The 17,904-nt window shown below is 50.9% G+C and carries 19 protein-coding genes; 8 read left to right on the forward strand and 11 right to left on the reverse strand.

All coding sequences use genetic code 11. The annotated features are described in order from the left end of the window. Positions 1-500: 500 nt before the first annotated feature. Positions 501-1,919, reverse strand: coding sequence for an aspartate ammonia-lyase (locus tag ST42_RS01125; RefSeq protein WP_042518243.1), 1,419 nt, complete (start codon positions 1,917-1,919; stop codon positions 501-503). Between the two features lie 278 nt (positions 1,920-2,197). Here ST42_RS01125 and ST42_RS01130 point away from each other — a divergent pair, with 278 nt between their 5' ends. From ST42_RS01130 to ST42_RS01165, 7 genes are all read left to right on the forward strand, one after another. Continuing rightward, the gene (locus tag ST42_RS01130; protein WP_044071949.1) at positions 2,198-2,914 is read left to right on the forward strand and encodes a Bax inhibitor-1/YccA family protein; all 717 of its coding nucleotides are present in this window, start codon (positions 2,198-2,200) and stop codon (positions 2,912-2,914) included. Between the two features lie 760 nt (positions 2,915-3,674). Then, entirely contained in the window at positions 3,675-4,154 is a 480-nt protein-coding gene (locus ST42_RS01135; protein WP_022317032.1) for an arginine repressor, read from the forward strand. A 33-nt stretch (positions 4,155-4,187) separates the two neighbouring features. Beyond that, complete coding sequence (locus ST42_RS01140) at positions 4,188-4,970, forward strand: pyrroline-5-carboxylate reductase family protein (RefSeq protein WP_042518242.1); 783 nt, start codon at positions 4,188-4,190, stop codon at positions 4,968-4,970. A gap of 33 nt (positions 4,971-5,003) precedes the next feature. Beyond that, positions 5,004-5,561 carry a TlpA family protein disulfide reductase gene (locus ST42_RS01145; protein WP_082028542.1) on the forward strand — a complete coding sequence of 186 codons (558 nt, stop codon included), beginning with the start codon at positions 5,004-5,006 and terminating at the stop codon, positions 5,559-5,561. Between the two features lie 237 nt (positions 5,562-5,798). Further along, positions 5,799-6,080, forward strand: a complete 282-nt coding sequence (locus tag ST42_RS01150) for a hypothetical protein (protein WP_044071950.1) — start codon at positions 5,799-5,801, stop codon at positions 6,078-6,080. Positions 6,081-6,430: 350 nt separating this feature from the next. Further along, on the forward strand, positions 6,431-7,441 hold the full coding sequence (gene pta / locus ST42_RS01160; protein ID WP_022315781.1) for a phosphate acetyltransferase: 1,011 nt from the start codon (positions 6,431-6,433) through the stop codon (positions 7,439-7,441). A 33-nt stretch (positions 7,442-7,474) separates the two neighbouring features. Continuing rightward, positions 7,475-8,668 (forward strand): acetate kinase, encoded by a 1,194-nt coding sequence (locus tag ST42_RS01165; RefSeq protein ID WP_042518240.1) that lies wholly within the window; start codon positions 7,475-7,477, stop codon positions 8,666-8,668. A gap of 104 nt (positions 8,669-8,772) precedes the next feature. Here ST42_RS01165 and ST42_RS01170 read toward each other — a convergent pair whose 3' ends face one another. The 5 genes from ST42_RS01170 to efp all read right to left on the reverse strand — a co-directional run bounded on the left by ST42_RS01170 (position 8,773) and on the right by efp (position 12,586). After that, a complete protein-coding gene (locus ST42_RS01170; RefSeq protein WP_022315783.1) occupies positions 8,773-9,537 on the reverse strand; it encodes a UDP-2,3-diacylglucosamine diphosphatase in 765 nt (254 codons plus the stop codon). 85 nt (positions 9,538-9,622) lie between these two features. Continuing rightward, on the reverse strand, positions 9,623-9,943 hold the full coding sequence (locus ST42_RS01175; protein WP_022315784.1) for a DUF59 domain-containing protein: 321 nt from the start codon (positions 9,941-9,943) through the stop codon (positions 9,623-9,625). A gap of 115 nt (positions 9,944-10,058) precedes the next feature. Continuing rightward, positions 10,059-10,757, reverse strand: coding sequence for a RadC family protein (radC, locus tag ST42_RS01180; RefSeq protein ID WP_082028543.1), 699 nt, complete (start codon positions 10,755-10,757; stop codon positions 10,059-10,061). 17 nt (positions 10,758-10,774) lie between these two features. After that, entirely contained in the window at positions 10,775-11,815 is a 1,041-nt protein-coding gene (locus tag ST42_RS01185) for a glycosyltransferase (RefSeq protein WP_042518238.1), read from the reverse strand. 204 nt (positions 11,816-12,019) lie between these two features. Beyond that, complete coding sequence (gene efp / locus ST42_RS01190; RefSeq protein WP_042518237.1) at positions 12,020-12,586, reverse strand: elongation factor P; 567 nt, start codon at positions 12,584-12,586, stop codon at positions 12,020-12,022. 239 nt (positions 12,587-12,825) lie between these two features. On the opposite strand from efp, the gene rpmH reads away from it, so the two are divergent. Then, complete coding sequence (gene rpmH / locus ST42_RS01195) at positions 12,826-12,981, forward strand: 50S ribosomal protein L34 (RefSeq protein ID WP_013063965.1); 156 nt, start codon at positions 12,826-12,828, stop codon at positions 12,979-12,981. 260 nt (positions 12,982-13,241) lie between these two features. Here the strand turns inward: rpmH and cdaA are convergent, their stop codons facing one another. The 5 genes from cdaA to ST42_RS01220 are packed head-to-tail and all read right to left on the reverse strand — an operon-like array spanning position 13,242 to position 17,874. Further along, complete coding sequence (cdaA, locus tag ST42_RS01200) at positions 13,242-14,015, reverse strand: diadenylate cyclase CdaA (RefSeq protein ID WP_022315788.1); 774 nt, start codon at positions 14,013-14,015, stop codon at positions 13,242-13,244. A 29-nt stretch (positions 14,016-14,044) separates the two neighbouring features. Beyond that, on the reverse strand, positions 14,045-14,926 hold the full coding sequence (locus ST42_RS01205; protein ID WP_044071955.1) for a dihydropteroate synthase: 882 nt from the start codon (positions 14,924-14,926) through the stop codon (positions 14,045-14,047). Between the two features lie 42 nt (positions 14,927-14,968). After that, a complete protein-coding gene (locus ST42_RS01210; protein WP_082028544.1) occupies positions 14,969-15,682 on the reverse strand; it encodes a NigD1/NigD2 family lipoprotein in 714 nt (237 codons plus the stop codon). Further along, positions 15,682-16,833, reverse strand: coding sequence for a 1-acyl-sn-glycerol-3-phosphate acyltransferase (locus ST42_RS01215; protein WP_044071958.1), 1,152 nt, complete (start codon positions 16,831-16,833; stop codon positions 15,682-15,684). Before ST42_RS01215 ends, ST42_RS01210 begins: the two co-directional genes overlap by 1 nt. A 24-nt stretch (positions 16,834-16,857) precedes the next feature. Continuing rightward, positions 16,858-17,874, reverse strand: coding sequence for a D-alanine--D-alanine ligase (locus ST42_RS01220; protein ID WP_022315792.1), 1,017 nt, complete (start codon positions 17,872-17,874; stop codon positions 16,858-16,860). Positions 17,875-17,904 lie beyond the last annotated feature (30 nt).

Genomic DNA, 17,904 nt, shown 5'->3' on the forward strand with positions numbered 1-17,904 from the left:
ATATCTTTATAATGACCTTTCCCGAAGGAAAGTTCGTTTTGTCTCTGTTCAGAATGCCTCCGAAAATCATCCGGTATCACCTTCAGAAATTGATAGGTTTCGTTCTACCCAGAACTCCTTTATCCATGCCCCTATATAATATAAGGTGGAAAAGAAGCCTGCTTCTTGTACTACTACTTCTCTGTTTATTGTAATCTTTTCAAAGAACTCTTTCTTTTGTCGCTCTTTCTGACTTAATAACTGTTTTGTAACAGCGTTCGTTCTCAAAAGCGGATGCAAAGGTATGGGTTTTTCTCATACCATCCAAATGTTTTCAAAAGAAAATGAGAAAAAAGTGACGGTTTTCCTTTTATTTGACAGAAAACAAAGAAAAACGTGGTTATTCACCTTATATAATTAATGCGCACGCATGAGGGGCAATTTCAGAAAAACGCCTGACGGTATATTGAAACCGTCAGGCGTTTGTCAATTAAATATTTCCGTATGGATGTTATGGGATATTATTTCAATGTGAAGTTGTGAGACTGGAGCATCTCCTTTGGATCGAGTGCTTTGTCGAGCTCTTCCTTGCTCATGAGTCCCTGCTCGATAACGATGTCGTATACTGAGCGACCTGTCTCGAATGCCTCTTTGGCAACCTTTGAGCTCTTCTTGTAGCCGATGATTGGGTTGAGGGCAGTAACGATACCGATACTGTTCTTCACCATCTCCTGGCAGCGCTCCTTGTTTACTGTGATGCCGAGCACGCACTCCTCTGTGAGAGTCTCGATAACGTTCTTCAGCCATGTGAGGCTCTCGAAGAGGCTTTCAGTGATGATTGGCTCCATAACGTTGAGCTCGAGCTGGCCAGCTTCTGCAGCGAAGCATACAGTAGCGTCGTTACCGATAACCTTGAAGCAAACCTGGTTTGTCACCTCTGGAATAACAGGGTTCACCTTACCTGGCATGATTGATGATCCAGGAGCCTTAGGAGGCAGGTTGATTTCATTGAGTCCGCAACGAGGACCAGAAGCCATGAGTCTCAGGTCGTTGCATATCTTAGAGAGCTTGACAGCCAGACGCTTCAGAGCTGAAGAGTAGCTTACGTAAGCACCTGTGTCTGGTGTAGCCTCAACGAGGTCGGTGGCAGAAACGAAGTTCTCGCCGGTGAGCTTGCTCAGGTTAGCAGCGCAGAGTTTTGCGAATCCCGGAACGGCGTTCAAGCCAGTACCGATTGCAGTACCACCCATATTGATTTCGTGGAGCAGCTTCACGTTGCGCTCGAGGTTGAGGATTTCCTCTTCGAGGTTGTTGGCGTATGCCTTGAACTCCTGTCCGATAGTCATAGGCACGGCGTCCTGCAACTGTGTACGTCCCATCTTGATTGCGTCGTTATACTCCTCTCCCTTGTAGCGGAAAGCACTGATAAGACCGGTCAGAGCACGTACCAGATGGATGTTCATGCGGATGAGCGCCAGGCGGATAGATGTAGGGTAAGCGTCGTTTGTGCTCTGTCCACAGTTCACGTGGTCGTTAGGAGAGCAATACTGGTATTCGCCCTTGTTGTGTCCGAGGATTTCGAGCGCGCGGTTAGCGATCACCTCGTTGGCGTTCATGTTTACAGATGTTCCTGCACCTCCCTGCACCATGTCGATAGGGAAGTTTTCATGCCACTGTCCGTCGATAATCTCGCGGCAAGCCTGTGCCATAGCTCCGGAAATCTCGTCGTTGATAACTCCGAGAGAGTGGTTTGTCTGTGCGGCAGCGAGTTTCACGTATGCTGCAGCGATAATGAAATCAGGATAGTCACGCATTGTCTTGCGTGAGATATGATAGTTGTTGATACCACGCTGTGTCTGTACGCCATAGAGGGCATCAGCTGGAACGTTCAGTTCACCAAGGAGGTCAGACTCTACTCTGAATTTTGTCTTGTCTGTCATAATATTATATCATTAATAGTTTAAATTCGGTTTTTCAAGGTTGGAATATCATTGTGTTTTCATTTCCGCTGCAAAGGTACGTCCTTTTCCGCAGGTTCGGTTTATAAAAAACGAACGATAATTTGTAAAATAGCAAACAGGTTGTAAAAAGCGACACCGTTTCCCAGATGTGGAAATAAGGAAAGAGATGTTAATAATCAATGTTTTTTCACCCATTGTTGCCGTATAACGGATAAAAATGCGTATGTTTGCATCTCGAATATTTTAACATAACGATTATGAACGAAGACAAACTTTACAGAATGATAGAGGAGAAGGAAGGCATGGTAGCATTGGCTTTCCCTGCTCTTATGAGAAAAGTGTACGTATGGATGGCTCTTGCCCTCGTGATAACGGGCATCACGGCATTCGGCATCGCCAACAATCCCGGCCTGGCATACACGATAGTGACCAACCGCCTGCTGTTCTGGGGACTCGTCATCGCCGAGTTCGGTCTGGTGGTCGCCATCAGCGGAGCCATAAACCGCCTGTCGATAACCACCGCCACGCTGCTGTTTATCCTGTATTCGGTGATAAACGGCGCCACTCTGTCGGTGATATTCCTGGCATACACGCTGACATCGATAGCCAACGTGTTTTTCATCACCGCCGGCACATTCGGTGTGATGGCGTTCCTGGGCTACACCACTAAGAAAGACCTGACGTCGCTGGGCAGGATGATGTTCATCGGACTCATCGGCATCATCATCGCCACGATAGTAAACCTGTTCTTGGGCAGTTCGATGCTCAACATGATAGTGAGCTACGTGGGTGTAGTGATATTCGTGGGCCTCACGGCATACGACTCCCAGAAAATCAAGCACATGCTCTATGAGGCCGACTCCATGAACGAGGGTGCACAGAAACTGGCATTGCTCGGTTCGCTGACTCTCTATCTCGACTTCATCAACCTCTTCCTCATGTTGTTGAGGATATTCGGAGGAAACAAGGACTAAAGATACAGGGAAGTTCACATTATTGTATATAAAGAACAACAAACTCGGGAGGGAATGCCAGCACAAGGGTTGGCATTACCTTCTTGATTTCTTGGATATTCATATTCTCTACCCGTTGGCGGAATTAGATTAGTGCACACTTAATCCTAATGTCAGTTTGTATTAAATTGGGCACGCTGCTTGCCCAACTGGGGCAACGTGCTTGCCCATCATGGGCAACGTGCTTGCCCCAGTTGGGCAGATTTGCTGTCAGACGTCTGCCCAATAAGCTAATGTTGTAACACCCATATTCCTGTTTTCAGGATTCTGCCAACGCATACAATTCCTGTCGTCTGAATTCCTTTCATCTGATAATTCTTTTTATCTGACAATTCTCTTTTCATCAGCAAACCATCCAGACAATTGGCTGACAATTGCCTGACAGCCAACGGTCTGATTGCCAGTATATTACGACAAAAAACCAGACAATCTGACAGTTTTTCAGAAATTCTCGTTTTTGCTAAGAATCAGCGATATGGGCAACTTTCGCACCCCAGACAATGCCCAAAGTTTCCATGAAAGTAAACGTTCGTAAAAGAGATGCAAAAAGCGGCATCAGAAGCAACACGGCTTTTCAGAACAAGTGTCATAATGATATTTATACAAGAAAAACACTCAAATATTTAGACTATATACACAACAATCAATAATTCACGTATAAATACTTGCATTTTTAAGTAAATATACATAAATTTGCAACGTATCACCAAACTATACGATTATGAGAGTAAAGAACAGCAGAATGGAAGTCTTGAAGATGTTAATCTCAAGCAAAGACCTGGGCAGTCAGGAGGAAGTGCTCAAGGCTCTCAAAAGCGAGGGCTACACCATCACGCAGGCCACTCTGAGCCGCGACCTCAAACAGCTGAAGGTGGCAAAGGCAGCGAGCATGAACGGCAAATACGTGTATGTCCTGCCCAACGAAACGATGTATAAGAGAGTGCCGAGCCAGCAGACGGCAAGAGAGATGATGCAGTCATCGGGATTCAGGTCGATAAACTTCTCGGGCAACATGGCTGTGATAAAGACCCGTCCCGGATATGCGAGCAGCATAGCATACAACATCGACAACAGCAACATACCCCACATCCTGGGCACGATAGCCGGCGACGACACGATATTCATCGTGAAGGGCGTGGGAGTGTCAAACGACGAAGTGATAGAGGGACTGCGCCACGTATTGCCGAATATTGAATATTAGTCACTAAATTAAAATCATACAACAGGAGGAATCATGAAAATATCAATAATAGGAGCCGGAGCGATGGGAGGAGCCATCGCCGAAGGACTGCTCAGATGCGACGACCTGAGAGCCGACGACATCACCGTGTGTGACCACAACCAGCCTGTGATGGACCACTTCGCGCAAAAGGGAACGAGCGTGACATCCGACAACCAGCTGGCGGCAGAAGGCAGCGACATCGTGATGGTGGTGGTGAAGCCATGGTGCGTGGAACAGACACTGAAAGGCATCAAGCCCGTTATCGACTACAAGAGCCAGCTGCTCGTGGTGGTGGCGGCAGGAATACCGTCTGAAAAGATAAACGAATGGATGGAGAAAGACGGGGAGAAACCGTCACTCTTCCTCGTAATGCCAAACATCGCCATCGCCGAAAAGGCATCCATGACATACATCTCTGCCTGCGGAGCATCGGCAAAGGAGAAACAGACGGTGACGGAACTCTTCGACAAACTGGGAGAGACGATAGTGCTGGAAGAGAGACTGTTCCCGGCGGCAACGGCAATGTCGTGCTCCATTGGATACGCCATGCGGTATGTTAGGGCAAACGTGGAGGGTGCCGTGGAAATCGGCTTCAAGGCGAAAGACGCACAGAAAATCGTGCTGCAGACGATAAAGGGAGCCGTGGAACTGCTGCAGGCATCCGGAGAACACCCCGAAGCCGCCATCGACAAGGTGACGACTCCCGGCGGACTGACCATCCGCGGACTCAACGAGATGGAGCACGCCGGATTCTCAAGCGCCGTGATAAGAGGACTCAAAGCTGGAAAGATATAACTAAGTCATTAACCCAAATAAAAAACGGATATTATGAAACTACAACTATCACTGACCACGGCTCTCATGCTGACTACCGCCGTGGCAATGGCAAACTGCGGAAACCAGAAAGTGCAGAACAACCAAGCCGCCACTACCGATGCCATACAGCAGGAGGCGAACGACACACTGGAAGACCAGCCGATGGCTCCCGACTTCGAACTGACCGACATCAACGGCAAACAGTTCAAGCTGTCGAGTCTGAGAGGCAAGATCGTGGTGATCGACTTCTGGGGCAGCTGGTGCGGATGGTGTGTGAAGGGCATGCCGGAGATGAAGAAATACTACGAGAAATACAAGGGCAAGATGGAAATCGTCGGCGTTGACTGCGGCGACACCAAGGAACAGTGGAAAGCTGCCGTCAGCAATCTCGCACTGCCCTGGATTCACGTATATAACCCCAAAGGTGCCGGAGACATCACACAGGAATACGGAATACAGGGATTCCCCACGAAATTCATCGTAGGCAAAGACGGAAAACTGATAACATTCGTCATCGGCGAAGACCCTGCCTTCTACACCACGCTCGACGAAGTGATGGAAAAGGAATAGATCTCACCGTAGGACTTCGGCGTGACGTTGGGCGTGAATGCTGCCACCCAAGACCGTAAGAAAGACGGAATGATGTATTCCATCAGCGGAATGAAACTGTGAAAGGCGGTTGCTCTGTGAATGATGTTCATGGGGCAACCGCCTGTTTTCTTTGGCAACTTAGAAAAGAACAGAATCGCTTCTAAACTGCCGCAATAAAACGGCAGTTCCTTCGTTATACGACAAAAAGCAAGATCAATGAAAAAAGTGAAGAAATTTTATTCCTATATCCATGTATCCCTTTGTGCTGTATCAGTACTTTCAATGTCGTCATGCAGTGTTGTCAAGGAGACTGCCTTTGATGCCATAGCAGACACAATCACCGACCCCAAGACCAGGACCCATGTCTTTACGAGAGAGTATGACACAGAACCTTATCAAATCAATATGGGAGAAATTGTAAAGTCAAGGAAAGCACAGAAAAAGCAAAAGGAAAAGGAGCTTTTAGAGAATTACGATAAAATCCAAATCAGTAATTAATATATTCTTTCAGAGCCCTGAATGGAGATTTCATGTTCCTGCCAGAAAGTATAGCAGCACTATCAACACTCAATAAAAGCCAGACGAAATCCACTCTTCTGAAAATCAGAATCCAAGCAAGCCCTGATGACCGATTCGGGATAATATATATAGGTGATATATATCAAGAAACCGTTTTTTTTGCAAAACGGGGCTTACAAAATTGGAAGAACGGCGATATTTATAAAAAACTCAACAAAACGGCACCACATTAGAAATAAAATGACTACTTTTGCATAACATCTACGATGAACATACATTGAACACCGTACCTGCCTGACAAGACAAACTTATTTAAACACACTATAATCATGGATTTAGTACAATCAATCATCGAGCGCGCTAAAAGCAACAAGCAGCGCATCGTGCTCCCTGAAGCAACAGAGGAGCGTACACTTAGAGCAGCCGACAAAGTGTTGGCAGAGGGCGTGGCAAACATCATCCTCATCGGCAACCCTGCCGAGATCAACTCTCTGGCTGAGAAATGGGGCTTGAAGAACATCGACAAGGCTACCATCATCGACCCGGAGAACAACCCAAAGAGCGAGGAGTATGCCACTCTGCTGGCTGAGCTCCGCAAGAAGAAGGGCATGACAATCGAGCAGGCCCGTGAGCTCGTGAAAGACCCACTCTATCTGGGCTGCATGATCATCAAGACCGGTGATGCCGATGGACAGATCTCCGGTGCGCTGAGCACCACAGGCGAGACACTGCGCCCAGCATTGCAGATTATCAAGTGTGCTCCTGGCATCACATGCGTGAGCGGTGCGATGCTTCTCATCACCAAGGAGCCACAGTATGGCGAGAACGGTGTGCTCGTTGTAGGCGACGTTGCCGTTACCCCAATGCCAGACGCACAACAGTTGGCACAGATCGCAGTGTGCACAGCCCAGACAGCAAAGTCTGTTGCTGGTTTCGCTGAGCCACGCGTGGCAATGCTGAGCTTCTCTACAAAGGGCAGCGCGAAGCATGAGGTTGTAGACAAGGTGGTAGAGGCTACCAAGCTTGCCAAGGAGATGGATCCGGAACTGAAGATCGATGGTGAGCTCCAGGCTGACGCCGCTCTCGTTCCATCAGTAGGCGAGAAGAAGGCTCCAGACAGCGAAATCGCTGGTAAGGCAAACGTGCTTGTATATCCATGCCTCGAGGTGGGCAACATCTCTTACAAGATGGTGCAGCGTCTTGGTGGCGCCGAGGCTATCGGCCCAGTGCTCCAGGGTATCGCACGCCCAGTGAACGACCTGAGCCGCGGCTGCTCGGTAGACGACATCTACAAGCTGGTGGCTATCACCGCTTGTCAGGCTATGGACGCTAAGAATTAATCAAAAGTCTCACTAAAAAACAAATATATCAAAATGAAGATTCTGGTTTTAAACTGTGGTAGCTCTTCTATCAAGTATGCTCTCTACGACATGGACACCAAGACTGTAATGACATCTGGTGGTGCGGAGCGTGTGGGACTCGACGGAGCTTTCGTGAAAGTGAAACTCGCCAACGGCGAGAAGAAGACGGTGATGCACGACATTCCTGAGCACACAGAGGGTGTAAAGTTCATCTTCAGCCTGCTCGTTGACCCAGAAATCGGCGTCATCAAAGACCTGAAGGAAATCAATGCCGTAGGACACCGCATGGTACACGGAGGAGAGAAGTTCAACAAGAGCGTGCTGCTTACAGACGAAGTGCTCAAGGTATTCGAGGAGTGCACAGACCTCGCTCCGCTGCACAATCCAGCAAACCTCAAAGGTGTACGCGCCGTACAGGAGCTGATGCCAGGACTTCCACAGGTAGGTGTGTTCGACACTGCATTCCATCAGACAATGCCTAAGGAGGCTTTCATGTATGCTCTTCCTTACGACCTGTATGAGAAGTATGGCGTGCGTCGCTACGGTTTCCACGGAACAAGCCACCGCTACGTGTCACAGCGCGTATGCGAATTCCTCGGTGTGAAGCCAGAGGGCAAGAAGATCATCACATGCCATATCGGAAACGGTGCGAGCATCGCTGCCGTAAAGGACGGCAAGTGTGTTGACACCTCAATGGGTCTCACTCCTCTGGAGGGACTTATCATGGGTACACGAAGCGGCGACGTTGACGGCGGTGCGCTGACATTCATCGAGAAGAAGCTCGGACTTGATGCCGACGGTCTGTCAGACCTGCTGAACAAGAAGAGCGGTATGCTCGGCATCACAGGCGTCTCTTCTGACATGCGTGAGATCGAGAAGGCTTTCGAGGAAGGCAACGAGCGTGCGAAACTCGCTTTCGACATGTATTTCTACCGCATACGCAAGTATATCGGTGCATACGCAGCAGCTATGGACGGTTGCGACATCATCGTGTTCACAGCCGGCGTTGGCGAGAACCAGCCAAGTCTGCGTGAGGAAGTATGCAAGAAGCTGACTTACCTCGGAGTGGAAATCGACGTGGAGAAGAACAAGAACCTCCGCGGCAAAGAGGCCCTCATCTCTACTCCTGAGTCTAAGGTGGCTGTATGCGTCATCCCAACCGACGAGGAGCTGATGATCGCTTCAGACACAATGGCGCTGCTCTAACGAGACAACCCACTGCAAAGACATCAATAATAGCAATAAAGGCTGCGAATCTCATCGCAGCCTTTATTGCTATTATTGATATTGATTGATATTGATACTGTATATCACATCTTGCTTTCTCCCTCTACATACTCCTCAAGGAATATATGCTCCCCGTCGTATACCACATAGGAGAACTGCCATATCCAGTCGCCCAGAATCATCATGCGCACCTTGCGCGAGAGCATGAGGTCGAGTTCGATATGGCGATGACCATACACGAAATAGTCGATGTTGGGATGGGTCTTCATATACTCCTTGGTGTATCTTACGAGATATTCCTTGTCCTCGCCCATATATGGCGGCTCCTTGCCGTCGGCACGCTTCATGCGGCTTCTCCTCGCCCATTCAAGTCCGAACCACATTCCCCAACGCGGATGCAGCGAACTGAAGAGGTGCTGGCAGAAGCGGTTGTGGAACACCTTGCGTATGAATTTGAAGCGCGAGTCAGGGTCGCCCAGTCCGTCGCCATGAGCCAGATAGAACACCTTGCCGTAGATGTCCACCGTTTCCGGCTTCTTGTGCAGGATGACGCCACACTCCTCCTCCAGATATCCATACATCCAGATGTCGTGGTTGCCGGTGAAGTAATGCACCTCCACTCCCATGTCGGTAAGCTCCGAGAGTTTGCCGAGGAACCGTGTGTAGCCCTTCGGCACCACATATTTGTATTCATACCAGAAGTCGAACATGTCGCCGAGCAGATATATCGCCGACGCCTTATGCTTTATGTCGTCGAGAAAGCGCACCAAACGGCGCTCGTGCATTCTGCTGTGGTCTATCGCCAGAGAGCCGAGGTGTGCGTCAGATAGGATGTATACGTTCTTCATAACTTGTGTTTTGAGTGTTATTGACATAGGGTGCAGCGTTTCCGCCGTGCGCGTGCCGTGTGCATGGCGATTCGGGAGGTCTGCGTCAGTCGATTCCCAGTTCGAGACGTGCCTCTTCGCTGAGCATGCTCTGGTCCCAGGCAGGCTCAAACACGAGGTTGACGTTAGCCGACTTCACTCCCTCAAGCGAGTCCACCTTCTGGCGCACGTCCTCCAGGATGAAGTCTGCCGCAGGGCATGACGGAGCGGTGAACGTCATGTCGATGTCCACATTGCCGTCATCTCCCACCTCAATCCTGTATATGAGTCCGAGGTCATAGATATTCACTGGTATTTCCGGATCGTAAACGGTCTTCAACACGTCAACGATTCTTCCCTCTATCCTTGTCTTTTCTTCTTGTGTCATACTTAGATAATTAAATTAAATACAAAGATAGCGAAATAAATCAAAAATGAAGAATTAAGCTTGAAGAATATTTCCCGACAGCGGGAAATCATGGGCTTATGAGGCAGCGCACAAGCTATCTGTTGAGTTTTCCGTTCTCCATATAGCTGTAGTAGTCGCTGTCTGTAATCACGAGGTGGTCGAGCATGTATATCCTCATGGTCTCACAAGCCTTCTGCAGACGCTGCGTTATGCGGTCGTCGTCACCGCTGGGCCGCGGATTGTTGCTCGGGTGGTTGTGGCATAGAGCCACTACGGTGGCATTGCAGAGCAGTGCCTCCCTCAACACTACCCTCACATCTACTGATGTCTCGCTTATCCCGCCGCTCGAAATCCTGACGGTCTTTATGAGTTTGAAGTTCTGGTTGAGCAGGAGCACCCACGCCTGCTCCGTTGCGAGGTCCTGCATCTTGGGCCGCATATACTCATATATCGCCTCTGCCGAATCCATACGCTGGCGCTGCTCCGCCTTCTCGCTCTGGCGGCGCTTGCCCAGTTCGCAGGCAGCAAGGATGGTGATGGCCTTGGCTGGTCCGAGTCCCTTGTATCTCGCATCGGTAAGCTCACTGATGCTCTTCTTGCCGAGGGTGTTGAGATTGTTGTTGCAGTCGCCGAGCACGCGCTTCATCAGTTCCACGGCTGTCTCCTCCGGCGAACCAGACCCTATGAGGATGGCGAGAAGCTCAGCATTGGTGAGCGCCTCCGCGCCGAGTCTCATGAGTTTCTCCCTCGGCCTGTCTTCTTCTGCCCATTGTGTGATGTTGAGTTTTTCCATAGTCAGACGGGGTGGAATCATTTGTAGAATGTCTTCTCAAAAGCCTGGAACTCGTCTTTGCCCAACACGCAGCGTTTCCACCATGCCGAAAGGAATCCGCATCCATATCCCATCAGCTGCACGAAGGCGGCGGCGATGCTCATCCCACCGATTTTGGCGCTGCGGTATTGCTTTGTGGCATCGATGAATATCAACACGCAATATGCCAGGATTGGCAGCCACGGAGCGGCACACAGCCAATACCAGCGGTCGATGTCGTCGTAGTGCATCAGCAGTCTGCCGACGGCTGACGTGAGCACGAGAAGGATAACGCCCACGGTGAATACCATCGGGAGCAGATGCACGAGCTTCAGCGACTCCGGGTATTTCTTGTATAGGTTGATGCGCGCTATGCCGCTGTTGTATACCTGGCGGAAGAACTTGCGGAAGTCGGTACGGCGCTTGTGCCACACCCATGATTCGGGAAAGAGGCGGCATCTGCATCCTGCCTTGAAGATCCGGATGCTGAAGTCTATGTCTTCGCCGAAGCGCATCTTGGAGAATCCTCCCAACTTGTTGTATACATCTCTCCTCACTCCCATGTTGAAGGAGCGCGGATAGAACTTGTCGAGCTTTTTCTTCTTGCTGCCGCGTATTCCGCCGGTGGTGAAGAAGCTGGTCATTGAATAGCTTATCGCCTTCTGCGTGTCGGTGAACGACGGATGGGCGCAATCCGGTCCGCCGAAAGCGTCGGCAGGCTCACGCTGCAGTTCCTCGCTCACGCTGCTGATGTATCCCGGCGGCAACACCACGTCGGAGTCGAGAATCAACACGTAGTCGCCTTTGGCACGCTCCACTCCATAATTGCGGCTCTGTCCGGGTCCGCCGTTCGGCTTCATATAATAATGCAGGTCGAGGGCATCGGCGTATCTGTCGCACACTTCCTTGCACGGCTTGCTGCTGCCATCTTCAACGATGACCACCTCAAAGTCTTTCTCTGTCTGCCCGACGAGACTTGCGAGCAGTTCGTCTACCTCGTCGGGACGGTTATATACTGGAACAATAATGGAGTATTTCATATCTGTTGTGTCAAGGGCTTCTGTTTTGTTGCTGCCACCATAATTTCCCCTTCGGGTATCATGGCGACATTCTTAGTGTTTGCCCGTATGGGCATGGAAACAAAAAATGGTGAAGCTCCAGCAGCCAGCCCACTCGTAGCAGGACACCATTGGATTCTTCACCACTTGTATGTCATCCGTCAATAAGACTCTTGTCAACGGTCATTATTCCTTCACGCGGTTCAGATAGCTACCGTCGCGAGTGTCAACCTGGATAAGGTCGCCCTCGTTGATGAAGAGAGGCACGCGGATCTCTGCACCGCTCTCTACTGTAGCAGGCTTTGTAGCGTTGGTAGCTGTATCGCCCTTGATTCCCGGCTCGCTGTGAACCACGCGGAGGTTTGTCTTTACAGGCATCTCGGCATAGAGCACTGTGTCTGTGTCAGCATCAGAAACAACTTCCACGATGTCTGACTCCTTCATGAACTCAACTCCTGACACGAGCTCTGCAGGGATAGGAGTCTGGTCGTATGTCTCCTGATTCATGAAGATATAGTCCTCTCCCTCTTTGTAGAGATACTGGTATGGGCGACGTGTGATAGAAACATCCTCAAGTTTCTCGCCGATATTGTAACGACGCTCAAGCACACGACCGTCTGTAACGTTCTTCAACTTGATGTTCATGATGGTGTTTCCCTTACCTGGCTTGCGGTGCTGGAAGTCGATGCAAACCCAAATGCCGCCGTCCATACGAACAGCAACGCCTTTCTTAATGTCCTGTGAATTAATCATTTTGTTTTATTGCTTATAATTTATAATCTCATTTCTGAGGCTGAAATCTCCACCTCCACAGTCATAACACCGTCAGGGATAGCGATTTTGCCTGTTTCCGACTGCAAAGTTACAACAAATTCAGAAAAAACCATAAAAGAAGTGCGCAAAAATCCGTTTACCTTTGGTTAAATCAAAAGAAATGAGTACTTTTGCAGCCCAAAGTGTATAAACAATAACAATAAATAAAATAAAAAACGATGAAAAGAACATTTCAGCCACACAACAGAAGACGTGTGAACAAGCACGGTTTCCGTGAGAGAATGGCAACAAAGAACGGTCGCCGCGTGCTCGCTGCACGTCGCGCAAAGGGTCGCAAGAAGCTTACTGTTTCTGACGAGAACCACGGCAAGTAATTTGCGCGCCTTTATCCAAAGAAAGGAAAACAGCAGAGGAGAACATCGGCATCACGCTGAATGTTCTCCTCTGCTTTTTTATTGTATCATCAAATCGGACTCATTATCCATCCAACCGGACTATATTATCGGATCATCCAACCGGACTGAATTATCGGACAAGCATATCATACCCTATTGACGGACAAGCATATCGGACCCACTTATCAGACAAGCCGACAGGACGAGATACGGTCCCGTCAGCCCATGATGTCTGTGCATCAGCCCAACAGCTCCTTGGTCAGTATGCTCTCAAGCAGCTCGCCTGACAAACGCAGGCGGAACTCGCCCTTGATAGCCACGGAGATGCCTCCCGTTTCTTCAGACACCACCACGGCGATGGCATCGCTATCCTGCGATATGCCGAGGGCTGCACGATGGCGCAGTCCGAGCTCCTTGGGTATGTCCACGCTGTGGCTCACCGGCAGGATGCAGCCGGCAGCACGGATACGGCGTTTCGACACCACCATCGCACCGTCGTGGAGCGGTGAGTTCTTGAAGAAGATGTTCTCTATAAGCCGCTGGTTGATATTGGCGTCTATGATGTCGCCGGTCTCTATGATATCGTCGAGCGACACCATACGCTCTATCACGATGAGCGCTCCCACCTTGCCGCGGCTCATGTTGATACACGCCATCACGATTGGCATGATGGCTGTCTTGTCCATATCCTTCTTGTTCTTGCTGCCCGACGAGAAGAGGCTGGCGAAGCGTCTCATCCGCTGATGCGCTCCGAGCGAATACAGAAACTTTCGTATCTCCTCCTGGAAGATGATGATGAGGGCTATCACTCCCACGCTCACCAGCTTGTCCATGATGCTGCCCAGCAGTCGCATCTCGAGCACCTGGCTCACGAAGAGCCAGATCACCACAAACACGATGATGCCGATGAACACGTTGAGCGAACGCGACTCCTTCATCAACCGATACAGATAGTATAGCATCATGGCGACGCATACTATGTCTATTATGTCTTTTATTCCAAATTCAAACATCCGTTTTTCTCCTTATTATATATATAGGCTCATTCTCCGCATCCGAGCATCTTCTCCACAATCTTCACCGTCTCCACGCATGGCTTCACGTCGTGTACCCTCAATATCGAGGCTCCCTTGAGCAGCGACAGCGTGTTGACGACGGTAGTGCCGTTCAGCGCTTCGGCAGGAGTGGAATCCAGGAGTCTGAATATCATCGACTTTCTCGATGCCCCCACGAGGACGGGCAGTCCGAAAGCCTTCAGTTCGTCCATCCGCTGCAGCAGTATATAGTTCTGGTCGAGCGTCTTTCCGAATCCGAAGCCCGGGTCGAGGATGATATCCTTGACTCCCAGGTCGCGGAGCATCTGCACCTCTCTCGCCAGGTTTATCATTATGTCGCCCATCTCTCCATGGGTAGACATGAGGATATATGGCACACCGAGCTTTGCCACCATGCGGAAGATGGCGGGATACCTGCTGTCGTCGCTCTCCGTCTCTCCGTTGGGATTCGTGGCATCGGCGCCTCCGAAGGCTCCGTTGATGTTTCCCTCGGAAACGTCGTTGATTATAGCCGCCCCGAACTCCTCCACTGCCATCCGGGCTATCTCCGGACGGAAGGTGTCGATGCTGAGCACTGCATCAGGCTGCTGTCCTCTCACTATCGTCAGGGCGCGCCTCATTCTCTGCATCTCTTCTTCTGCCGTCACCTGTGCCGCTCCGGGCCTTGTGGAGAAGGCTCCGATGTCTATCATGCTGCCGCCCTCCGCCACAATCTGGTTGGCGCGGTCGGCGATGTCGCGTTCCGTCTGCTTGCGGCTTCCCTCATAGAAGGAGTCTGGAGTGGCGTTCAGAATTCCCATCACCTGCGGATTTGAGAGGTCGATGAGTCTGCCGTTGGCATTGATTGTATAATTTGGTAATCCTTTCATTTCTTTCTTTTCATTTGTCTTGTCATGGCTGGTTGGCACCGCCTATGGCTGGAATGTGCGGCTGACCACTCCCTTGTATGTGTTCACGCTCACCTCTATCTCGTCGCCGTCGCCGGGTGTCACCGGCAGTTCGTCGAGCGCCAGACTGACATACAGCGGTGTGGAATAATATTGCGGCACTCCGTTCTGCGAGTGTGCCAGCATGAAGGAATGGCGCTGCGCTCCGCCGTCGAGCGTAGTGCTGCCGGTATAGACCCAACCTATCGCCTGCGCTGCCACATTACCGTCTGTTGTACCGGTTTTCAGTTGCAGTCCCAGGTTTATATACTTGCGGTTGTTGCTTCTCCATGCCGTTTCCATCACCACGGGGTCGGTAGGCAAATCGGCTGCCAATGCCGAGCGGTTCACCACCTTAGGCATCAGCACCCTGCCAATCGCCACGGGGCGCACCGCTGCCTCCCTTGCCGATTCCGACAGTTGGGCGGCATCATAATAGAGCAGCGCGCGGCACACGGTGTCTGGCGCTGACCATCCTGCCGCTATCGTCGGCTGGAGTGTCAGCGAGAGGTCGTCGTCGGTGATTGCCGCCGTGAACTTGCCGTCGTGGTCGGCGAACGCCTTCACGAAGTCGGCACGCATATACGACAGACTGCCGTCGCCGGTGTCGTAAGCATCGCTGCTGCAAGCCGAAACGGCGAGAGCGAGCATCACCATACCGGCGGCGGCAGTCGTTATGTGTCGTAGAATCGTCATCATCAATCGGTTACGGCAAGGCTGTTTCTTGCCGGGTTAGCATACATGGTGAGCATCCGTTCTCTCAGGAACGCCTCATCCTTGTTCGGAATGTCAATCCTGGCAATCTGTCCCTGCAGATATTTCTCAAACACGGCCTTGTCTTCAGCCGTATACCTGCCGGCATGCGCCTCATTTCCTTCGAGCATGTCGAGGGCGATGTAGTTCGACGGATACAGGCGGTAGTTCTTGAATATCTCCTTGTCGATATGTTCGGCAATGACGTCAAACACCTTCGTCTTCGGAATATCCGGCGACAGGTTGTCGAGGAACCCGTCGATACACGGTGCGCAGTGGTAATGCACCTCTCCCTTGTATCCCATGATGCCGGTGCGCATGCTGTTCACGTCGTCGAGCGCCGTCTTCTTCCATCCCGGCACGTCGCGCCTGAGCTGGAACTCGGCAGCCTTCAGGAAGTCGCACGGGTCATATTCGTAGGATATGGCGAGCGGCACGATATGCAGCTGGCGCAGACGGTCAACGGGGCTTCCCTCCCCTCCCATCGCCATCATCTTGAGGATGGACGGCTGTGTGCGGTCGTTGGAGTCTTTGGCTCTGCCTTCGCGCTGCGCAATCCAGATGTTGTCGTTCTTCTCGCCCACCACGTAGTGCATATACTCCGCCATCTTCTTGCTCGCCATGAGGAACTCCCTTGGCGAGAGCGAGCGCTGCACGATGAACGACTTGTTGAGTCTTACGAGGTCTTTCACCCATGGCAGCGACAGCAGATTGTCGCCGATGGCAATCTCGCATGTGGTGTTGAAGCCAGCGTCATAGAGCAGCACGTCGAGGAGCGCCGAATCGAGCACGATGTCGCGATGGTTGCTCACAAAGGTGTAACGCTTCGTCACGTCCACCGCCTCCACATTCATGTCGAACCCCTTGCTTGCCTTTGCCATAAGGTCTTTCAGAAAACCATAGCAGAAAGCGAGCTGGAACTCCAGGTTCGTCTTGCATGCCATCATCTTTGTCTTTACCGCCTCCAGTGGCACTCCTGGATAAAGATATCCGAGCACCTGTTGGAACTGTGCGTCCGAGAGCAGGCGTTCAAAGGCTGCAGGCAGCTCTTCGGGGTCGAAAGGACGTATATCGTCGTAAATGGATGGAGTCTTCATAATGAATAGTATTATGTATTATCGTTATCTGAACTGGTTCTCCACGATGTCCGTCAGCACATCCGTCATGTTCAGTCCGGCTGCCTTCACCTGCTGTGGTATGAAGCTGGTGGCGGTCATTCCCGGTGTGGTGTTTATCTCTATCATGTTCACCTTGTCCACCTCTTCGCCGTTGCTTCCCACTCCACGGCTGATGATATAGTCGATGCGGATAATACCGTTGCAGTGCAGGATATCATAGATCCGGCTCGTTATCTCCTTCACGCGTGCCGTGGTCTCCTCACTGAGGCGTGCCGGTGTTATCTCCGTCACCTTGCCGTTGTATTTGGCGTCATAGTCGAAGAACTCGTTCTGTGTCACCACCTCGGTAGCCGGGAACACCACGCTCTTCTCGCGTGTCTTGTAGCAGCCGATGGAGATTTCCGTTCCTTCGATGAATTTCTCCACCATCACGTCGTCGCTCTCCATTATTGCCTTGCGGATGGCAGGGGCGAGCTGGTCTTTGTTCTTCACCTTCGACACACCGAAGCTGCTGCCGTCGGCTGCCGGCTTCACGAAGCATGGCATACCGATCTTCTCCTCTATCTCATCGTCGGAAACGAGAGTCTCGTAGCCTTTGCGGATGAGCAGGCTGTCGGCAACGCTCACTCCATAGCCGCGCAGATACTGGTTGAGCACGAACTTGTCGAAGGTCATTGCCTCTACGAGCACTCCGCTTGTGGAATAAGGCAGATGGATGAGTTCGAAATATCCTTGCAGGATACCGTTCTCGCCCGGTGTGCCGTGGATGGTGATGTAGGCATAGTCGAACTGCACGAACTTTCCGTTGTCCATAAACGAGAAGTCGTTGCGGTCGATGGGTGCCCATGTGCCGTCGGCGAGTTCCACGCGCCAGTTGTAGCCTTTCATCTCAACGATATATACATCGTAGCGCTCCTTGTCGAAGAAAGAATAGAGTCCCTGTGCCGAGCGCATTGACACGTCATGCTCTGATGAGTCGCCACCACAGACGATGGCTATCGTACGTTTAAGATTTTTCATAATGATGAATATTTTAATGTTGTTATTTTC

It is taken from the genome of Prevotella pectinovora, from assembly GCF_000834015.1.
In the GTDB taxonomy this organism is placed as follows: Bacteria; Bacteroidota; Bacteroidia; order Bacteroidales; family Bacteroidaceae; genus Prevotella; species Prevotella pectinovora.